This is a genomic window from Pantoea graminicola (genome assembly GCF_048452665.1).
In the GTDB taxonomy this organism is placed as follows: Bacteria; Pseudomonadota; Gammaproteobacteria; order Enterobacterales; family Enterobacteriaceae; genus Pantoea.
This window is the reverse complement of sequence record NZ_JBLWSJ010000002.1, coordinates 651,064-667,861: the sequence shown is the minus strand read 5'-3', so window position 1 is coordinate 667,861 and position 16,798 is coordinate 651,064. Positions and strand designations below refer to the sequence as shown.

Annotated in this window: 15 protein-coding genes; 11 read left to right on the top strand and 4 right to left on the bottom strand. The window is 59.8% G+C overall.

The features are described from left to right. Positions 1 to 135 precede the first annotated feature (135 nt). The 4 genes from era to acpS all read left to right on the top strand — a co-directional run bounded on the left by era (position 136) and on the right by acpS (position 2,958). Positions 136 to 1,041: a GTPase Era gene (era, locus tag ACNY69_RS07095; protein ID WP_111139119.1), complete on the top strand. Its 906-nt coding sequence runs from the start codon at positions 136 to 138 to the stop codon at positions 1,039 to 1,041. Between the two features lie 4 nt (positions 1,042 to 1,045). Next, complete coding sequence (gene recO, locus ACNY69_RS07090) at positions 1,046 to 1,774, top strand: DNA repair protein RecO (RefSeq protein WP_111139120.1); 729 nt, start codon at positions 1,046 to 1,048, stop codon at positions 1,772 to 1,774. A 72-nt stretch (positions 1,775 to 1,846) separates the two neighbouring features. Next, complete coding sequence (gene pdxJ, locus ACNY69_RS07085; RefSeq protein ID WP_111139167.1) at positions 1,847 to 2,578, top strand: pyridoxine 5'-phosphate synthase; 732 nt, start codon at positions 1,847 to 1,849, stop codon at positions 2,576 to 2,578. Beyond that, positions 2,578 to 2,958: a holo-ACP synthase gene (gene acpS / locus ACNY69_RS07080; protein WP_111139121.1), complete on the top strand. Its 381-nt coding sequence runs from the start codon at positions 2,578 to 2,580 to the stop codon at positions 2,956 to 2,958. The genes pdxJ and acpS overlap by 1 nt, the downstream gene beginning before the upstream one ends. Here the strand turns inward: acpS and ACNY69_RS07075 are convergent. Both ACNY69_RS07075 and ACNY69_RS07070 read right to left on the bottom strand, forming a co-directional pair. Then, entirely contained in the window at positions 2,955 to 3,203 is a 249-nt protein-coding gene (locus ACNY69_RS07075) for a YfhL family 4Fe-4S dicluster ferredoxin (RefSeq protein WP_111139122.1), read from the bottom strand. The genes acpS and ACNY69_RS07075 overlap by 4 nt on opposite strands. Positions 3,204 to 3,258: 55 nt before the next feature. Beyond that, positions 3,259 to 4,098, bottom strand: a complete 840-nt coding sequence (locus ACNY69_RS07070) for a MurR/RpiR family transcriptional regulator (protein ID WP_111139123.1) — start codon at positions 4,096 to 4,098, stop codon at positions 3,259 to 3,261. A gap of 153 nt (positions 4,099 to 4,251) precedes the next feature. On the opposite strand from ACNY69_RS07070, the gene yfhb reads away from it, so the two are divergent. After that, on the top strand, positions 4,252 to 4,890 hold the full coding sequence (gene yfhb / locus ACNY69_RS07065; RefSeq protein WP_111139124.1) for a phosphatidylglycerophosphatase C: 639 nt from the start codon (positions 4,252 to 4,254) through the stop codon (positions 4,888 to 4,890). Between the two features lie 63 nt (positions 4,891 to 4,953). Further along, positions 4,954 to 5,445, top strand: coding sequence for a tRNA adenosine(34) deaminase TadA (tadA, locus tag ACNY69_RS07060; protein WP_293772958.1), 492 nt, complete (start codon positions 4,954 to 4,956; stop codon positions 5,443 to 5,445). On the opposite strand, the gene mltF is transcribed toward tadA, so the two are convergent. Then, the gene (mltF, locus tag ACNY69_RS07055; RefSeq protein ID WP_111139126.1) at positions 5,442 to 6,899 is read right to left on the bottom strand and encodes a membrane-bound lytic murein transglycosylase MltF; all 1,458 of its coding nucleotides are present in this window, start codon (positions 6,897 to 6,899) and stop codon (positions 5,442 to 5,444) included. The genes tadA and mltF overlap by 4 nt on opposite strands. 266 nt (positions 6,900 to 7,165) lie before the next feature. On the opposite strand from mltF, the gene purL reads away from it, so the two are divergent. The 5 genes from purL (at position 7,166) to glnB (ending at position 15,556) form a co-directional block, all read left to right on the top strand. Further along, positions 7,166 to 11,053, top strand: coding sequence for a phosphoribosylformylglycinamidine synthase (purL, locus tag ACNY69_RS07050; protein WP_418797707.1), 3,888 nt, complete (start codon positions 7,166 to 7,168; stop codon positions 11,051 to 11,053). A gap of 561 nt (positions 11,054 to 11,614) precedes the next feature. Next, a complete protein-coding gene (locus ACNY69_RS07045; protein ID WP_293772955.1) occupies positions 11,615 to 13,042 on the top strand; it encodes a sensor histidine kinase in 1,428 nt (475 codons plus the stop codon). 3 nt (positions 13,043 to 13,045) lie between these two features. Continuing rightward, the gene (gene qseG, locus ACNY69_RS07040; RefSeq protein WP_111139129.1) at positions 13,046 to 13,705 is read left to right on the top strand and encodes a two-component system QseEF-associated lipoprotein QseG; all 660 of its coding nucleotides are present in this window, start codon (positions 13,046 to 13,048) and stop codon (positions 13,703 to 13,705) included. Continuing rightward, positions 13,705 to 15,039, top strand: coding sequence for a two-component system response regulator GlrR (gene glrR, locus ACNY69_RS07035; protein WP_111139130.1), 1,335 nt, complete (start codon positions 13,705 to 13,707; stop codon positions 15,037 to 15,039). Before qseG ends, glrR begins: the two co-directional genes overlap by 1 nt. Before the next feature lie 178 nt (positions 15,040 to 15,217). Continuing rightward, positions 15,218 to 15,556 carry a nitrogen regulatory protein P-II gene (gene glnB / locus ACNY69_RS07030; protein WP_111139131.1) on the top strand — a complete coding sequence of 113 codons (339 nt, stop codon included), beginning with the start codon at positions 15,218 to 15,220 and terminating at the stop codon, positions 15,554 to 15,556. Positions 15,557 to 15,610: 54 nt separating this feature from the next. Here the strand turns inward: glnB and hmpA are convergent, their stop codons facing one another. Further along, positions 15,611 to 16,795, bottom strand: a complete 1,185-nt coding sequence (gene hmpA, locus ACNY69_RS07025) for an NO-inducible flavohemoprotein (protein ID WP_111139132.1) — start codon at positions 16,793 to 16,795, stop codon at positions 15,611 to 15,613. Between the last annotated feature and the right edge of the window lie 3 nt (positions 16,796 to 16,798).

Genomic DNA, 16,798 nt, shown 5'->3' with positions numbered 1-16,798 from the left:
CGGCGTCACGGCGTCCGCTGTGGCGCGATAACACCAGACGCAGAGCTGTCCCGGCGTCAGCAGACGCTGAATGACACACGATTCAAATAGCACTCTTTCGGCGCCCTTTCAGGCGCTGAACAATTCAGGACTCGAATGAGCGAAAACGTTACTTATTGCGGCTTTGTCGCGATTGTTGGCCGACCCAACGTCGGTAAATCCACCTTACTGAACCAGTTGCTGGGGCAGAAGGTGTCGATCACCTCGCGCAAGCCGCAAACCACGCGCCACCGCATCATGGGCATTCACACCGAGGGCGACTATCAGGCGATCTACGTCGATACCCCCGGCCTGCACATGGAAGAGAAGCGTGCCATTAACCGTCTGATGAACCGCGCAGCCAGCAGTTCCATCGGCGACGTTGAGCTGGTGATCTTTGTGGTCGAAGGCACGCGCTGGACACCCGATGACGAGATGGTGCTGAACAAACTGCGCGACAACAAAGTGCCGGTGGTGCTGGCGGTCAATAAGGTCGACAACATCCAGGACAAAACCGTTCTGCTGCCGCATCTGCAGTTCCTGAGCCAGCAGATGAACTTCCTCGATATCGTGCCGATCTCGGCGGAAAGCGGCAAGAACGTCGATACCATTGCGGCGATTACCCGCAAGCATCTGCCGCAGGCCGATCATCACTTCCCGGAAGATTACATCACCGACCGCTCTCAGCGTTTCATGGCGTCGGAGATGATCCGTGAAAAACTGATGCGCTTCCTGGGCGCGGAACTGCCTTACTCGGTGACGGTGGAGATCGAGCGTTTCGTGACGAACGAACGCGGCGGTTACGACATCCACGGCCTGATTCTGGTTGAGCGCGAAGGCCAGAAGAAGATGGTGATTGGCAACAAAGGGGCCAAAATTAAAGTCATCGGCACCGAAGCGCGCAGGGATATGGAAGAGATGTTTGAAGCCAAAGTGCATCTCGAACTGTGGGTGAAAGTGAAATCCGGTTGGGCAGACGACGAACGTGCGCTGCGCAGCCTGGGTTATACAGACGATCTCTGATTCAATGGAAGGCTGGCAACGCGCCTTTGTGCTGCATAGTCGTCCCTACAGCGAAACCAGTCTGCTGCTCGACCTGTTCAGCGAAAACGAAGGGCGGGTGCGGGTACTGGCTAAGGGCGCCCGGTCGCGGCGCTCGCAGCTGAAAGGTGCGTTACAGCCTTTTACTCCGCTGCTGGTGCGCTGGAGCGGACGCGGTGAAGTTAAAACCCTGCGCAATGCCGAAGCGGTGTCGCTGGCCTTACCGCTCAGCGGCATCACGCTCTACTGCGGTCTTTACGTCAATGAGCTGGTCTCCCGCGTGCTGCAGCAGGAGTTTCCCTTCTCCGAACTCTTCTTCGATTATCTCAACTGCCTTCAGGCGTTAGCCTCCACCCACGGTCAGCCGGAACCGGCGCTGCGCCGCTTTGAGCTGGCGCTGCTCGGTCATCTGGGTTATGGCGTCGACTTCCTGCACTGCGCCGGCAGTGGCGAGGCGGTCAGCGATGAGATGACCTACAGCTACCGCGAAGAGCGCGGCTTTATCGCCAGCCTGGTGGTCGGTCAGCGCAGCTTTACCGGCCGCGAACTGCGGGCCCTGTCTGAGCGGAATTTTCCTGACGCCGCCACGCTGCGCGCCGCCAAACGCTTTACCCGCATCGCCCTCAAACCCTATCTGGGCGGCAAGCCGCTGAAAAGTCAGGAGCTGTTTCGCCAGTTTGTCCCGAAGAAAAAGCCTGAACAGGCAGATGAATAGCGCGGGTCGTACCGCCTGGCGTGGTTTGCGCGGTACACTCAACATCACGATGGAAAAGAAGTGAGGATGGTCATGGCTGAATTGCTGTTAGGCGTCAATATCGATCACATTGCCACGGTGCGTAATGCCCGCGGCACAAACTATCCCGATCCGGTGCAGGCGGCGTTTATCGCCGAGCAGGCGGGCGCGGATGGCATTACCGTTCACCTGCGCGAAGATCGGCGTCATATCACCGACCGTGATGTGCGTATCCTGCGTGACACCATCCAGACGCGCATGAATCTGGAGATGGCCGTTACCGATGAGATGATCGGCATCGCCTGTGATATCCGCCCCCATTTCTGCTGCCTGGTGCCGGAAAAACGTCAGGAAGTGACAACCGAAGGCGGTCTGGATGTGGCCGGGCAGCAGGAGAAGATGAACGCGGCCGTGCGTCTGCTGAGTGATGCGGGCATCCTGGTGTCGCTGTTTATCGATGCCGACCATCGCCAGATCGAGGCGGCGGTGGCCAGCGGCGCACCCTACATCGAGATCCACACCGGTGCCTACGCCGAAGCACCAGAGGGGCTGGCGCGCGACGCCGAGCTGGCGCGGATCCGTCACGCCGCGACCTTTGCCGCCAGCCTGGGGCTGAAGGTGAATGCCGGTCACGGTCTGACCTACCACAACGTGCTGCCGATTGCGGCGCTGCCGGAAATGCACGAGCTGAACATCGGCCATGCCATTATCGGCCGGGCCGTGATGAGTGGCCTGCCGGATGCCGTGAAAGAGATGAAACAGCTGCTGCGTGAAGCGCGTCGCTGATGGCTATTCTGGGACTGGGCACCGACATCGTTGAGATTGAACGCATCGCCGGGGTGATTGAACGCGCCGGTGACAGGCTGGCGCGTCGGGTCCTGAGCGAAGCGGAATGGCAGCAGTATCAGGCCCATCATCAGCCGGTGCGCTTTCTCGCCAAGCGGTTTGCGGTCAAAGAGGCGGCGGCCAAAGCCTTTGGCACCGGCATTCGCGGTGGGCTGGCGTTTAATCAGTTTGAAGTTTACAACGATGAGCTGGGCAAGCCGGGGCTCCGTTTCTTCCAGCATGCGGCGGAAGTGGCGCAGAACCTGGGGGTAAACCGGGTTCATGTCACCCTGGCCGATGAGCGTCACTACGCCTGTGCCACGGTGATTATCGAAAGCTAGCCGTGCAGCAGCACAAACTTCTCCCACAGCGCATCGCGTGATTCGATGTGCTGTGGGTTGGTAATAATGGTGTTGTCGATAGGGCAGACCTGCTGACAGGTCGGCACCTCATAGTGGCCGACGCATTCGGTACAGCGACTGACATCGATTTCATAGATCGCATCGCCCAGTGAAATGGCCTGGTTCGGGCACTCCGGTTCACACATATCGCAGTTAATGCATCGGGACGTAATCAACAGCGCCATCTTTCCCACCTGATAACAACAGAAAAAGCGCGGGTATTATACGCGCTGCTGCTGATCAGACCAGCTTTTTCACCAGCGCCTCGCTGTGGCGGATATGGCTGGAAGCGCGTTCAGGATCGTTCTGCACCAGCGCCATAAACAGCAGATCGGTCAGCGCCAGCTGCGCCGTGGTGGAGGAGATCGCCGCACTGCGGGTGCTCTGCTCTTCGGCCACTGTGTAGAGACAGTAGCTGGCACTTTGCTGCAGCGTATTAGGGGTAAAGCCGGTAAAGGCCACCACGTCGGCGCCCACCTGCGCGGCTTCCTGCGCCGCCAGATTGATCTCTCGCCGCTCTCCGGTATAGGAGATAGCGAGCAGCACGTCGCCAGGCCCCATCGCCTGAACGCTGGCCAGCAGCGCGTGCATGTCCTGCTCCGCGACCGCATTGATGCCGATCTTCATCAGCTTCCAGGAGAAATCTTTTGCCACCAGGCCCGATGCGCCGATGCCCACCAGCAGAATACGCCGGGCATTCTTCAGCAGCTGCAGCACGTCGTTAAGCTTCTCTTCGCTGTTAATATCCAGCGTGGCACGGATCGCCGAAAGTTTTTCGGTCAGCAGCTTTTCGCCCACCATCTTGAGCGGGTCGTCGCTGAGGATATGGTTATGCACGGTAATGGCATCCTTGTCCGCCAGTGACTCACTCAGGGCCAGCTTCAGCGCCGGGAAACCTTTGTATCCCAGTTTCTGGGCAAACTTGACGACGCTTGACTGGCTGACGCCGGACTCTTCCGCCAGCTTCTGGGAACTCAGGTGGCGCGCCCGATCGGGCTGCGACAGTAAAAAATCCGCCAGCCGACGCTCGTTCAATGCCAGACGGGGATAAAGCTGGCGAATGCGCAGCAATGAACTCATGCCCAATCCTCAATATTCAGGGATAATCGGAGAAGAATAAACTATTCATCAGGCATTGTAGTCATCGGAATTAAAAATGACACGCATCGCCGAGCCGCCTGATGATGGCTACACTACTCTTAACATCCCGGAATCTGTCTGAAGGAGAGCTGTTTGACCAGGGGAACACATCGTCGCATCGTATTTTTCGACCTGGATGGCACATTGCACCAGCAGGATATGTTTGGCACCTTTATGCGCTATCTGCTGCGTCGCCGCCCGCTCAATCTGCTGCTGGTGGTACCACTGCTGCCGGTGGTGGGGATCGGCCTGCTGCTGAAAGGGCGGGCCGCCCGCTGGCCCATGAGCCTGCTGCTCTGGTCGATTACCTTTGGCCGCTCAGAACAGACCCTGCTGCGGCTGGAAGCGGAATTTGCGCAGTGGTTCCGTCTGCGCGTCAGAGCCTTTCCGGTGGTGCAGCAGCGCCTGACCGAATACCTGGGCAGTGATGATGCCGATGTCTGGCTGATTACCGGATCGCCGCAGTCGCTGGTGGAGCAGGTCTATTACGACTCGGCGTTTCTGCCACGGGTCAAACTGATCGCCAGCCAGATGCAGCGCGGCTGGGGCGGCCGGGTACTGTCGATGCGCTGCCTGGGGCATGAAAAGGTGGCGCAACTCGAAGAGAAAATCGGCACACCGCTGCAGCTCTACAGCGGCTACAGCGACAGCAAGCAGGACAACCCGCTGCTCTTTTTCTGTCAGCATCGCTGGCGCGTGACACCTGCCGGTGAGCTGCAACAGCTGGAATAAGTTTCGACACGCAGGAGGAGATCGCTATAATGCGCCGCTTTTCAGTCGCCCGGAGTGGTCTGCATGATAGAACAAGATGAATACTGGATGCGCCATGCGCTTGACCTGGCACGCCGTGCCTGGGCGCAGGGGGAGGTGCCGGTCGGGGCCGTGCTGGTGCAGAACGAACGGGTGATTGGCGAGGGGTGGAACCGGCCCATCGGCCAGCACGATCCCACGGCGCATGCGGAGATCATGGCGCTGCGGCAGGGCGGCAAGGTGCTGGAGAATTATCGTCTGCTGGATACCACGCTCTACGTCACGCTGGAGCCGTGCGTGATGTGCGCCGGTGCGATGGTGCACAGCCGCATCACCCGGCTGGTCTATGGCGCGCACGATATCAAAAGCGGGGCGGCGGGGTCACTGCTGGATGTGCTCGGCCATCCCGGCATGAACCATCAGGTTGAATTACACAGCGGCGTGCTGGCAGAGGAGTGTGCTGCCATGCTGAGCGACTTCTTCCGTATGCGGCGCGAGCAGAAAAAAGCGCTGCGCCAGGCGCAACGCCAGGGTTAGTTCATGGCGATCGTCGGTTCGACCGCCGGATAGCCTCTGGCCAGCTCCGCCTGCGCTTCGGCCTGCCGCGCCAGGCGCTTCTCCTGCTCCTGCAGGTAACCCACCAGGCTTATCTGATATTTGCGGATATTTTCGACATAGTTATAGGCTTCGTGCCCGCGCGCGTAGCCATAGGTCGTCTGCGCGTAGTAGCGCTTCTGGCTCAGCATCGGCAGGCGCAGCTTCACATCCGCCCAGCTATCGGGGTTTCCGCCCTGACGCGCCGTCAGCTTGCGCACATCCAGCATATGGGCATAGCCCATGTTATAGGCCGCCAGTGCAAACCAGATGCGCTCATCTTCAGGGATGGTCTGCGGCACCTTCGACATCATATCCTGCAGGTACTGACTGCCGCCGCGAATGCTCTGTTCCGGATCGGTCCGGTCGCCCACGTCCAGACTGTCGGCAGTGTTACGGGTCAGCATCATCATGCCGCGCACGCCGGTGGGCGAGGTGGCCTGCGGATTCCAGTGCGACTCCTGATAAGAGATGGCCGCCAGCAGCCGCCAGTCGATGCTGGTGGCATACTTCTCAAACAGCGGTTTGATGTCGGGCAGCGTATTGTCGATGGCGCGCAGGAAGGTGCGGGTATCGACATAATCGAAGGTGCCGACATGGCCGAGGTATTTCTCCTCCAGCCGCGCCATCGCCCCTTCTTCGCCCATGCCATTAAAGAAGTCGAGCATCGCGGCATTCAGGCTGTCATCGTCGCTGTGACGCACATACCAGGTGACCGGCTCTTCATCAGTTACGTCGAATGCCACCGCCAGTTGCGGATAGATGCGCTGCAGCAGGGCGATCGTCACGGAGTCGCCAATCGTGTAATCCAGCTTGCCGTCGGCCACCGCTTCCAGCAGGGCTTTAGGACTCTGATCGGTGGCGATCGCCCAGTCCAGATCGGGGAACTGGCTGGAACGCGCGCTCTTCAGCGTGGAGAGGTAGGCCGAACCGGAGGCGACCGTGAGCCGCCCCTTTAAATCACCGAGGTTTTTAGGGCGCGGCTTATCCACGCGATAGACCAGCTGCTGCGAAACATTGTAGTAACCCGGCCCGGTCTGATAGCGGGTCAGGCGCTCGCGGTTGTAGTTCAGGCCCGCAGCCAGCACATCGGCTTTGCCATCGTCCAGATCGTCAAACAGGTCGCTCAGGTTAGGTCGAACCGTCACTTTGAGTTTAACGCCCAGATAATCGGCGAAGCGTTTTGCCAGCTCATAATCCATACCGGCCGGAGATCGGTTCACTGTGTAGTAAGTTAACGGGGAATTGATGGTACTGACACGCAGCACTCCCCGTGATTTGATCTGTGAAATCGCGTCCTGACCGCCCCCATACCAGGGAACGGAGGGCCACAGCGCCAACGCAAGCAGCACGGCAACCAGACCGATAAACAGATAATTAAATTTTAGGCGTTTCAAATAGTTATCTCTCGCTGGCTCTAAGGCCTCTGTCTTTTAAAGGCAGTATTTATCTTCTTTGAACTCCCAGAGCGAGGGGCATTCTGCGCAACAAAATGACGCTGAGCAACTTTTATAGCAGCTTTTGCGCAAAATTCAGGCAAATCCGGGTCGCCAAAAATTCTGCGCAAACGGTTTCGTCGCGAGGTCGCTTTCTCTATAATACGCCCCGTTTTCCCTGTTGCGCCCAATTTGCGTCGCCCGGCGCCCTGACGAGAGACTTATTAATGGAAATTCTGCGTGGTTCGCCCGCCCTGTCGGCATTTCGTGTAAACAAACTGCTGACCCGCTTTCAGGACGCTCATCTGCCGGTGAGTGATATTTACGCTGAGTACATCCATTTCGCTGATGTCAGCACGCCCTTAAGCGCCGACGAACAGAGCCGTCTGCAGCGCCTGCTGAAATATGGTCCCTCTCTGGCTGAACATGCCCCGCAGGGGCGTCTGCTGCTGGTGACGCCCCGTCCCGGTACCATCTCCCCCTGGTCCTCCAAAGCCACCGACATTGCCCACAACTGCGGACTGCCGCAGGTGCGCCGTCTGGAGCGCGGTCTGGCCTTTTATGTGCAGGCTCCGCAGCTGACGGAAGCACAGTGGCAGACGCTGGGTACGCTGCTGCACGATCGCATGATGGAAACGGTCTTCAGCGATCTGGCGCAGGCTGAGCAACTCTTCGCGCACCATACGCCGCAGCCGGTGAAAAGTGTGGATCTGCTGGGCGAGGGCCGTGAGGCGCTGGTTCAGGCAAACACCGCCTTGGGTCTGGCGCTGGCCGACGATGAAATCGACTATCTGGTGGCAGCGTTTACTGCCCTGGGCCGCAATCCAAACGACATCGAACTCTATATGTTCGCCCAGGCGAACTCAGAGCACTGTCGTCACAAGATCTTCAACGCCGACTGGGTGATCGACGGCGAGAAGCAGCCGAAATCGCTGTTTAAGATGATCAAGAATACGATGGAGCAGACGCCGGACTACGTGCTCTCTGCTTATAAAGATAACGCCGCCGTCATGGAAGGCTCCGAAGTGGGACGCTTCTTTGCGGACGCCGGAGAGAATGAATATCACTGGCATCAGGAAGCGGCACACATCCTGATGAAGGTCGAAACGCATAACCACCCAACGGCGATCTCGCCGTGGCCAGGTGCGGCGACCGGTTCCGGGGGGGAAATCCGTGATGAGGGTGCCACCGGACGCGGCTCCAAGCCAAAAGCGGGCCTGGTGGGCTTCTCGGTCTCTGACCTGCGTATCCCGGGCTTCGAACAGCCGTGGGAAGAGGACTTCGGCAAACCGGTCCGCATCGTCAGTGCGCTGGAGATCATGACCGAAGGCCCTCTCGGCGGCGCGGCGTTTAACAATGAATTTGGTCGTCCTGCGCTGAACGGTTACTTCCGTACCTATGAAGAGCAGGTGACCAGCCACAACGGCACCGAACTGCGCGGCTATCACAAGCCGATCATGCTGGCGGGCGGCATCGGTAATATCCGTGCCGACCATGTGCAGAAAGGGGAGATCTCCGTAGGCGCGAAGCTGGTGGTGCTGGGCGGTCCGGCCATGAATATCGGCCTGGGCGGCGGTGCGGCGTCATCAATGGCCTCAGGTCAGTCGGATGCCGATCTCGACTTCGCCTCGGTCCAGCGTGACAACCCGGAGATGGAACGCCGCTGTCAGGAAGTGATCGACCGCTGCTGGCAGCTGGGCGACAAAAACCCGATTCTGTTTATCCACGACGTGGGTGCCGGCGGTCTCTCCAACGCCATGCCGGAGCTGGTCAGCGACGGCGGTCGTGGCGGCCGCTTTAACCTGCGCGACATCCTGAGCGACGAGCCAGGCATGAGCCCGCTGGAAGTGTGGTGCAACGAATCGCAGGAACGTTATGTGATGGCCGTGGCCCCTGACCAGCTGGCGCAGTTTGAGGCGATCTGCCAGCGCGAGCGCGCGCCGTTCGCCGTCATCGGCGAAGCGACCGAAGAGCTGCATCTGAGCCTGGAAGACAGTCACTTCGGCAATAAGCCGATCGACATGCCGCTTGATGTCCTGCTGGGTAAAACACCGAAGATGACGCGGGATGTCGTCACCCTGCAGGCTCAGGGCGAGGCTCTGCAGCGTGACGGGATCACGCTGGTCGATGCGGTGAACCGTGTCCTGCATCTGCCCGCCGTGGCAGAAAAAACCTTCCTGATCACCATCGGTGACCGCAGCGTGACCGGCATGGTGGCGCGCGACCAGATGGTCGGTCCGTGGCAGATCCCGGTTGCCAACTGCGCGGTCACCACCGCCAGCCTCGACAGCTATCACGGCGAAGCCTTTGCGCTGGGCGAACGTTCGCCGGTGGCGCTGCTGGACTTCGCGGCCTCGGGACGCCTGGCGGTCGGTGAAGCCCTGACAAACCTGGCGGCCACTCAGATTGGTTCACTGAAGCGCGTGAAGCTCTCGGCCAACTGGATGTCCGCAGCCGGTCATCCGGGTGAAGATGCCGGGTTATATGCGGCGGTGAAAGCGGTCGGCGAAGAGCTTTGCCCGGCGCTGGGGATCACCATCCCGGTCGGCAAAGATTCGATGTCGATGAAAACCCGCTGGCAGGAAGGCACCGAACAGCGTGAGATGACCTCGCCGCTGTCGCTGGTCATCACCGCCTTTGCGCGCGTCGAAGATGTCCGCCGCACGGTTACGCCACAGCTGCAGGCCGATCAGGATAACCTGCTGCTGCTGATCGACCTTGGTAATGGCGCGAACACGCTGGGCGCAACCGCGCTGTCGCAGGTCTATCGCCAGCTTGGCGACAAACCGGCGGACGTGCGTGATGCCACACAGCTGGCCGGTTTCTTCAATGCGATTCAGGCGCTGGTGGCGGAGCAGAAACTGCTGGCCTATCACGACCGTTCCGATGGCGGTCTGCTGGTGACACTGGCGGAGATGGCCTTTGCGGGTCACTGCGGCGTCGACGTGGATATCGCCTCGCTGGGCAGCGATGCCCTGGCCGCGCTCTTCACCGAAGAGCTGGGCGCGGTGATCCAGATCAACGCCGCCGATCGCGCAGCGGTTGAGCAGATCCTGGCGGATCACGGCCTGGCGGCCTGCACTCATCTGCTGGGCAGCGCACAGCCGGGCGATCGCTTTGTGATCCGCGCCGGAGAGAGCGCGGTCTACAACGAAAGCCGGACCACGCTGCGCACCTGGTGGGCTGAAACCACCTGGCAGATGCAGCGCCTGCGTGACAACCCGGCGTGTGCCGATCAGGAGCATGATGCGAAGAAAAACGACAGCGATCCTGGCCTGAACGTCCATCTGACCTTTAATCCGCAGGAAGATGTGGCGGCGCCGATGATCGCGACGGGCGCACGGCCAAAAGTGGCGGTGCTGCGTGAGCAGGGCGTTAACTCACATGTAGAGATGGCGGCCGCCTTTGACCGGGCCGGTTTTACCGCGATTGACGTGCACATGAGCGATCTGCTGGCCGGACGCCGCGATCTGGATGGCTTCCAGGCGCTGGTTGCCTGCGGCGGCTTCTCCTACGGCGACGTGCTGGGTGCCGGTGAAGGCTGGGCGAAATCGATTCTGTTTAACCCACGCGTGCGTGACACGTTCGAAACCTTCTTCCACCGCCCGCAGACCCTGGCGCTGGGCGTCTGTAACGGCTGCCAGATGATGTCGAATCTGCGCGAGCTGATCCCGGGCAGCGACCTCTGGCCGCGCTTCGTCCGCAACCAGTCTGAGCGTTTTGAAGCACGCTTCAGCCTGGTCGAAGTGGCCGCCAGTCCGTCACTGCTGCTGGATGGCATGGCCGGTTCACATATGCCGATCGCCGTTTCCCACGGTGAAGGCTTTGTGGAAGTTCGTGACGCTGCGCACCTGGCGGCGCTGGAGTCGAAAGGCCTGGTGGCCCTGCGCTTTGTCGATAACTTCGGCAAGGTGACAGAAACCTATCCGGCTAACCCGAACGGTTCACCGAACGGCATCACCGCCGTGACCAACGAAAGTGGTCGCGTCACCATCATGATGCCGCATCCGGAGCGCGTGTTCCGTACCGTCAGCAACTCCTGGCATCCGGCCGAGTGGGGCGAGGATGGTCCTTGGATGCGTATCTTCCGTAATGCGCGCAGGCAACTGGGTTAATACCGACCGCTGAAAAAAAACAGGAGGCCAGTGTGCCTCCTGTTTTTTTGTGATGCTGTTGGCAAATAGCGACAGCGGGTACAGGGCACTGTCGCTGTATGGCGACATCTATCCTGTTGATTTTCAATGACAGCGTCCGGGCCGCCGATTAGTGTCGCCTGCCGGAGACAGATCGGACAATGTCCATCAGACTTTTCGCAGCCTCTCAGCGGCATAAAGATTCAATCCGCTGAAAAATATAATGATTTATTTTCTGGCACGGAACTTGCTATAATTCTGGCACTGCTCATTCACCTGTTTATGATTGCCCCGCCTGGCGGAAAAGAGCTCATAAAGCCCGAATGACGCACCAAACGGAGCCTGCCGTCCACCTGACCGATAATCGCTTGCGTTATCAACCACCGGACGTCACGTTGAGTAAGGCTCCACCCATTTTTACGCGATGCCTCACGCGTCGCGCCAGCGGCAGGCCATTGAGCCTGCCGTTTTCTTTTCTTCCCCTTTCTTCCGCCAGCAGAGTCCGCTAGCATCCAGACAGCAACTTTCTGAGGAAACGGCTGCGTGAAAAAATGGCGTTTATTTCCCCGCTCGCTGCGTCAGCTGGTGCTGATGGCGTTTGTTCTGGTCCTGCTGCCGTTACTGGTGCTGGCCTGGCAGGCGTGGGAGAGTCTCTCTGCGTTAAGCGAACAGGCCGCGGACACCAACCGCAACACCTTCACCGACGTGCGCAGAAGTGAGGCGATGGCACGAACGGCTGTTGAGCTGGAGCGCGGCTATCGTCAGTATTGTGTGCTGGATGATGCCTCGCTGGCTCGCCTCTATCAGACTCAGCATACCCGTTACAGTCAGATGCTGAACTCGCACAGCGCCAGCCTGCCTGAGCTGCCGGTGTTCCGGATTTTGCAGGCGACCCTGCCGCTGCTGACGCCGCTGCAATGTGATAACGGCAACCCCGTTCCGCGCGCCGCCGAGGCGCTGGACCGCTTCTCCGTCACCAACGCGCAGATGGTGCAGGAGACGCGCGAGGTGGTCTTTTCGCGCGGCCTGCAACTGCAGCGCGAAATCGCCGATCGTGGCCAGTTTTTCGGCTGGCAGGCGCTGATTCTGTTTATCATCAGCCTGGCGCTGATGCTGCTGTTTACCGGCATGATCATCGGCCCGGTTAAGCGCATCGAACGCATGATCAACCGGCTGGGAGAGGGCCGGGAGCTGGGCAACAGCGTAATATTTCGCGGCCCGCGTGAGCTGCGCTCGCTGGGGCAGCGTATCGTCTGGCTCAGCGAACGGCTGCAGTGGCTGGAGTCGCAGCGTCACGAGTTTCTGCGCCATCTCTCTCACGAGCTGAAAACGCCGCTGGCCAGCCTGCGCGAAGGCACCGAGCTGCTGGCTGATGAAGTCGCCGGATCGCTGAACGCCGACCAGAAAGAGGTGGTGACCATCCTCGACGGCAGCAGCCGCCATCTGCAGCGCCTGATCGAGCAACTGCTGGATTACAACCGCAAACTGGCGGATGGCCCGATTCAGCTTGAACCGGTCAGCGTGACGGAGATCGTGGAGAACGTGGTTAACGCCCATGCACTCTCTGCGCGCGCCAAACTGATGCAGACGGTGGTCGATCTCCAGGTCAGCCACTGCCTTGCTGAACCGACGTTACTGATGCGGGTCATTGATAACCTCTATTCGAACGCCGTGAACTACGGCAGCGAATCCGGTACCATCTGGCTGCGCAGTCAGCAGCAGGGCGACAGGATATGGATTGAGGTCGCGAACAGCGGAACGCCGATCCCGCCGGAAGAGCAGGCGATGATTTTCGAACCCTTCTTCCAGGGCAGCCAGCAGCGCAAAGGGCCGGTAAAAGGCAGCGGGCTGGGACTCAGTATTGCCAAGGATTGCCTGCGCCGGATGCACGGCGACCTGACGCTGGTCCCCTGCGAGCAGGCTGACGTCTGTTTTCGAATTGAACTGAACACCACAGCCGGGAATGTCTGACCGATGAAATATTTACCCGCTTTGCTGCTGAGCACGCTGCTGCTCTGCGGCTGTACGACCTCCCCGGCCACCTCCTCTCTGCCGTCAGGCCATCAGGTGGCGGAACCCGAGGTCAGAGTCGCTGATTATCTGGCGATCCGCTGCAACGACCTGTGGCCGGTGGAGAAGGGCGAGGCGCTGAATAATCCCCTCTACTGGATGCGGGCGATCGACTGCGCGGAGCATCTTTCCCCCGCCGAAGCCCGGGCAGAAGCCCACCGCTGGCCAGCTGAGAGCTGGTCGCGCGCCTTTAAGCAGGGCGTGCTGATGTCCAACGGCAACGTCACGCCCGTCGAGCGTCGTCGCTATGTGGAAACCCTGGATCGCTACAGCAGCGACTTCCCCTCCTCTTTGCGCCCGCTGATTCAGCTCTGGCGCAGCAATCAGACCGCGCAGCTCGACCTGAGCGAGGCACGCACCCGTTATGCGCATCTCCAGCAGAGCAGCGATGCCCAGCTGGAGGCGACGCGCCAGCAGATGGTGAAACAACAGCAACAACTCAGTGACACACAGCATAAGCTGGAGCGGCTGACTGACATTGAGCGTCAGCTCTCGTCACGCAAAGCGCCGGATGTCTCTGACAACGGTCACGGCACGGCGCTGCCGCAGGAGGAGGAACAGTAATGGTCAGACAGGCGGCAAAACTGCTGCTGGTGGATGACGATCCCAGCCTGCTGAAGCTGCTGGGAATGCGTCTGCGCAGCGAAGGTTATCAGGTCACCACAGCGGCCAGCGGACCCGAAGCGTTACGTCTGCTGCAGAAAGAGAAAATCGAACTGGTGATCAGCGATCTGCGGATGGATGAAATGGATGGCCTGGCGCTGTTTGGCGAGATTCAGAAACGCCATACCGGTCTGCCGGTGATTATCCTGACCGCGCATGGCTCCATCCCGGATGCTGTTTCCGCCACTCAGCAGGGCGTGTTCAGCTTCCTGACCAAACCGGTGGATCGGGATGCGCTCTATAAAGCAATTGATGAGGCGCTGGCTCAGCAGGCACCGGTCAGCGACGACCGCTGGCGCGAAGCGATTGTTACCCGCAGTCCGCTGATGCTGCGGCTGCTGGAGCAGGCGCACATGGTGGCGCAGTCAGATGTCAGCGTGCTGATTAACGGCCAGAGCGGCACCGGCAAAGAGATGCTGGCACAGGCGATCCACGCCGCCAGCCCGCGCAACGGTAAACCCTTTGTGGCCATCAACTGCGGCGCACTGCCGGAGCAGCTGCTGGAGTCCGAGCTGTTCGGACATGCGAAAGGGGCTTTCACCGGTGCGGTCAGCGCCCGTGACGGCCTGTTTAAAACCGCGGGCGGCGGCACGCTGTTCCTGGATGAGATCGGCGACATGCCTCAGCCGCTGCAGGTAAAGCTTCTGCGGGTGTTGCAGGAACGCAAGGTCAGGCCGCTGGGCAGCGATCACGATATTGATATCGATGTACGTATCATCTCTGCGACGCATCGCGATCTGCCAAAAGCGATGGAGAAAAAAGAGTTCCGCGAAGATCTCTTCTATCGCCTCAACGTGGTGAACCTGAAAATTCCGGCGCTGCATCAGCGCACGGAGGATATCCCGCTGCTGGCGAATCATCTGCTGCGTCAGGCCGCGGAGCGCCATAAACCTCAGGTGCGCAGTTTTTCGGTCGATGCGATGAAGCGCCTGATGGCCGCCAGCTGGCCGGGCAACGTCCGCCAGCTGGTGAACGTGATTGAGCAGTGCGTTGCGCTCAGCTCATCGCCGGTGATCAGCGATGCGCTGGTGGAGCAGGCGTTAAGCGGCGAAAACAGCGCGTTGCCGACCTTTGCGGAGGCCCGCAATCAGTTCGAGCTGAACTACCTGCGAAAACTGCTGCAGATGACCAAAGGCAACGTCACCAATGCCGCACGCCTGGCCGGACGCAACCGCACCGAGTTTTACAAGCTGCTCTCCCGCCATGAACTGGATGCCAGTGATTTTAAAGAGTAGCCCGGAAACACCTTGTGCTGACCGGGTGTGCCACGGCCCGGATCGGTCGCAGTACCTGGCGTAGTCTGACAGCGCTTGCGGCCGCCCGAAGAATCCCGGATATTACCGCCCGACAGCGCCAGCAACATTTATACTTGATATACCCTCTGACCATGGAGGGAGTGAAAAAGGGTCTGACATGAAAAAGATTGATGCGATTATTAAACCATTCAAACTCGATGATGTTCGTGAAGCCTTAGCGGAAGTGGGCATCACCGGGATGACCGTGAGCGAAGTCAAAGGTTTTGGCCGCCAGAAAGGGCACACCGAGCTCTATCGCGGCGCAGAATATATGGTCGACTTTTTACCGAAAGTGAAAATCGAGATAGTGGTTGGCGACGATATCGTTGATACCTGCGTCGAGACCATTATGCGCACCGCGCAGACCGGCAAAATCGGTGACGGTAAGATCTTTGTCTTTGACGTGGCGCGCGTCGTGCGTATCCGTACCGGCGAAGAGGATGAAGAGGCGATCTGATTCTCTCTTCGGCAGAACAAAAAGCCCGCGCTGCGGGCTTTTTTTATGGGGCTGTCACATCCCTTTATGCGGGCCAAAGAGTTCGTAGTGGATATGTGTTTCTGTCACCCCGGCATCACGCAGCTGCGCCACCACATGCTGCATGAAGGCCAGCGGACCACAGAGGTAAAAGTGCGTTTCGGGTAAGGTGAGCCGCGCAGAGAGCTGACTGATATCCATCACGCCCTCCGCATCATAACGACCGGCATCGTCAGCCGTAGGATGGCGATACCAGACCCGGCTGGCGAAATCGCAGAGCGGTGCCCCCGTGTCACGAACTTCTTCGGCAAAGGCGTGCTGTTTACCGTTCTCCGCCGCGTGCAGCCAGCTGACAGGCGCAGGATGGTGGCTGGCCGCCAGCGCATGCAGCATCGCCAGCATCGGCGTCTGCCCGACGCCCGCAGAGATCAGCGCCACCGGGGTGACAGAGTCGATATCCAGGAAGAAGTCGCCGTGCGGCGCGGCCAGCTGCAGCACATCGCCCACCCGGCCGTGCTCATGCAGCCAGCCTGAGACCGTGCCCTGCGCCTCACGTTTCACCGCGATACGATAATCTTTGCCGTTGCTGAGGTGCGTCAGTGAATACTGACGAATCTGGTGATGGGCGAAACTGGCGGGTTGCAGATGAATCGTCAGATACTGACCTGGTTTAAAGGCGGCAACCGGGCCGTCACCGACCGGCGTGAAGGTAAAGCTCTTGATCGCCTCGCTCTGCGGCTCAATGGCGCTGATGCGAAAGGCGCGGGTGCCGCGCCAGCCGCCGGTCTGCTGTTCTGTTGCCTGATAGATCTCCTCTTCCCGCCGGATAAACAGATCCGCCAGCACGCCATAGGCGCGTCCCCATGCCGCCAGCACCTCATCGCCCGGATTCAGCATTTCCTGAATGGTCGCCAGCAGATTCTCGCCAACGATGGCGTACTGCTCAGGCTGAATATTCAGGCTGGTGTGTTTCTGGGCGATCTTCTCTACCGCAGGCAGCAGCACGGCCAGGTTCTCCAGGTTAGCACCGTAGGCGCAGATCGCATTGAACAGTGCTTCCCGCTGATCGCCGTTGCGCTGGTTGTTCATGTTAAAGACATTTTTGAGTTCCGGATGGCGCGACAGCATGCGGTCATAGAAGTGTGCGGTCAGCGCCGGGCCGCAGGCGGCGATGGCAGGCAGGGTCGATTTAACGGTGGCGATTGTCTGGGCATCAAGCATAAA

What these genes read in the sequence shown, in the direction of transcription:
- acpS (WP_111139121.1), top strand. Translation starts at nt 2,578, where the DNA reads ATGGCTATTCTGGGACTGGGCACCGACATCGTTGAGATTGAACGCATC.
- glrR (WP_111139130.1), top strand. Translation starts at nt 13,705, where the DNA reads ATGGTCAGACAGGCGGCAAAACTGCTGCTGGTGGATGACGATCCCAGC.
- pdxJ (WP_111139167.1), top strand. Translation starts at nt 1,847, where the DNA reads ATGGCTGAATTGCTGTTAGGCGTCAATATCGATCACATTGCCACGGTG.
- hmpA (WP_111139132.1), bottom strand. Translation starts at nt 16,795, where the DNA reads ATGCTTGATGCCCAGACAATCGCCACCGTTAAATCGACCCTGCCTGCC.
- recO (WP_111139120.1), top strand. Translation starts at nt 1,046, where the DNA reads ATGGAAGGCTGGCAACGCGCCTTTGTGCTGCATAGTCGTCCCTACAGC.
- qseG (WP_111139129.1), top strand. Translation starts at nt 13,046, where the DNA reads ATGAAATATTTACCCGCTTTGCTGCTGAGCACGCTGCTGCTCTGCGGC.
- tadA (WP_293772958.1), top strand. Translation starts at nt 4,954, where the DNA reads ATGATAGAACAAGATGAATACTGGATGCGCCATGCGCTTGACCTGGCA.
- era (WP_111139119.1), top strand. Translation starts at nt 136, where the DNA reads ATGAGCGAAAACGTTACTTATTGCGGCTTTGTCGCGATTGTTGGCCGA.
- purL (WP_418797707.1), top strand. Translation starts at nt 7,166, where the DNA reads ATGGAAATTCTGCGTGGTTCGCCCGCCCTGTCGGCATTTCGTGTAAAC.
- ACNY69_RS07070 (WP_111139123.1), bottom strand. Translation starts at nt 4,098, where the DNA reads ATGAGTTCATTGCTGCGCATTCGCCAGCTTTATCCCCGTCTGGCATTG.
- ACNY69_RS07075 (WP_111139122.1), bottom strand. Translation starts at nt 3,203, where the DNA reads ATGGCGCTGTTGATTACGTCCCGATGCATTAACTGCGATATGTGTGAA.
- glnB (WP_111139131.1), top strand. Translation starts at nt 15,218, where the DNA reads ATGAAAAAGATTGATGCGATTATTAAACCATTCAAACTCGATGATGTT.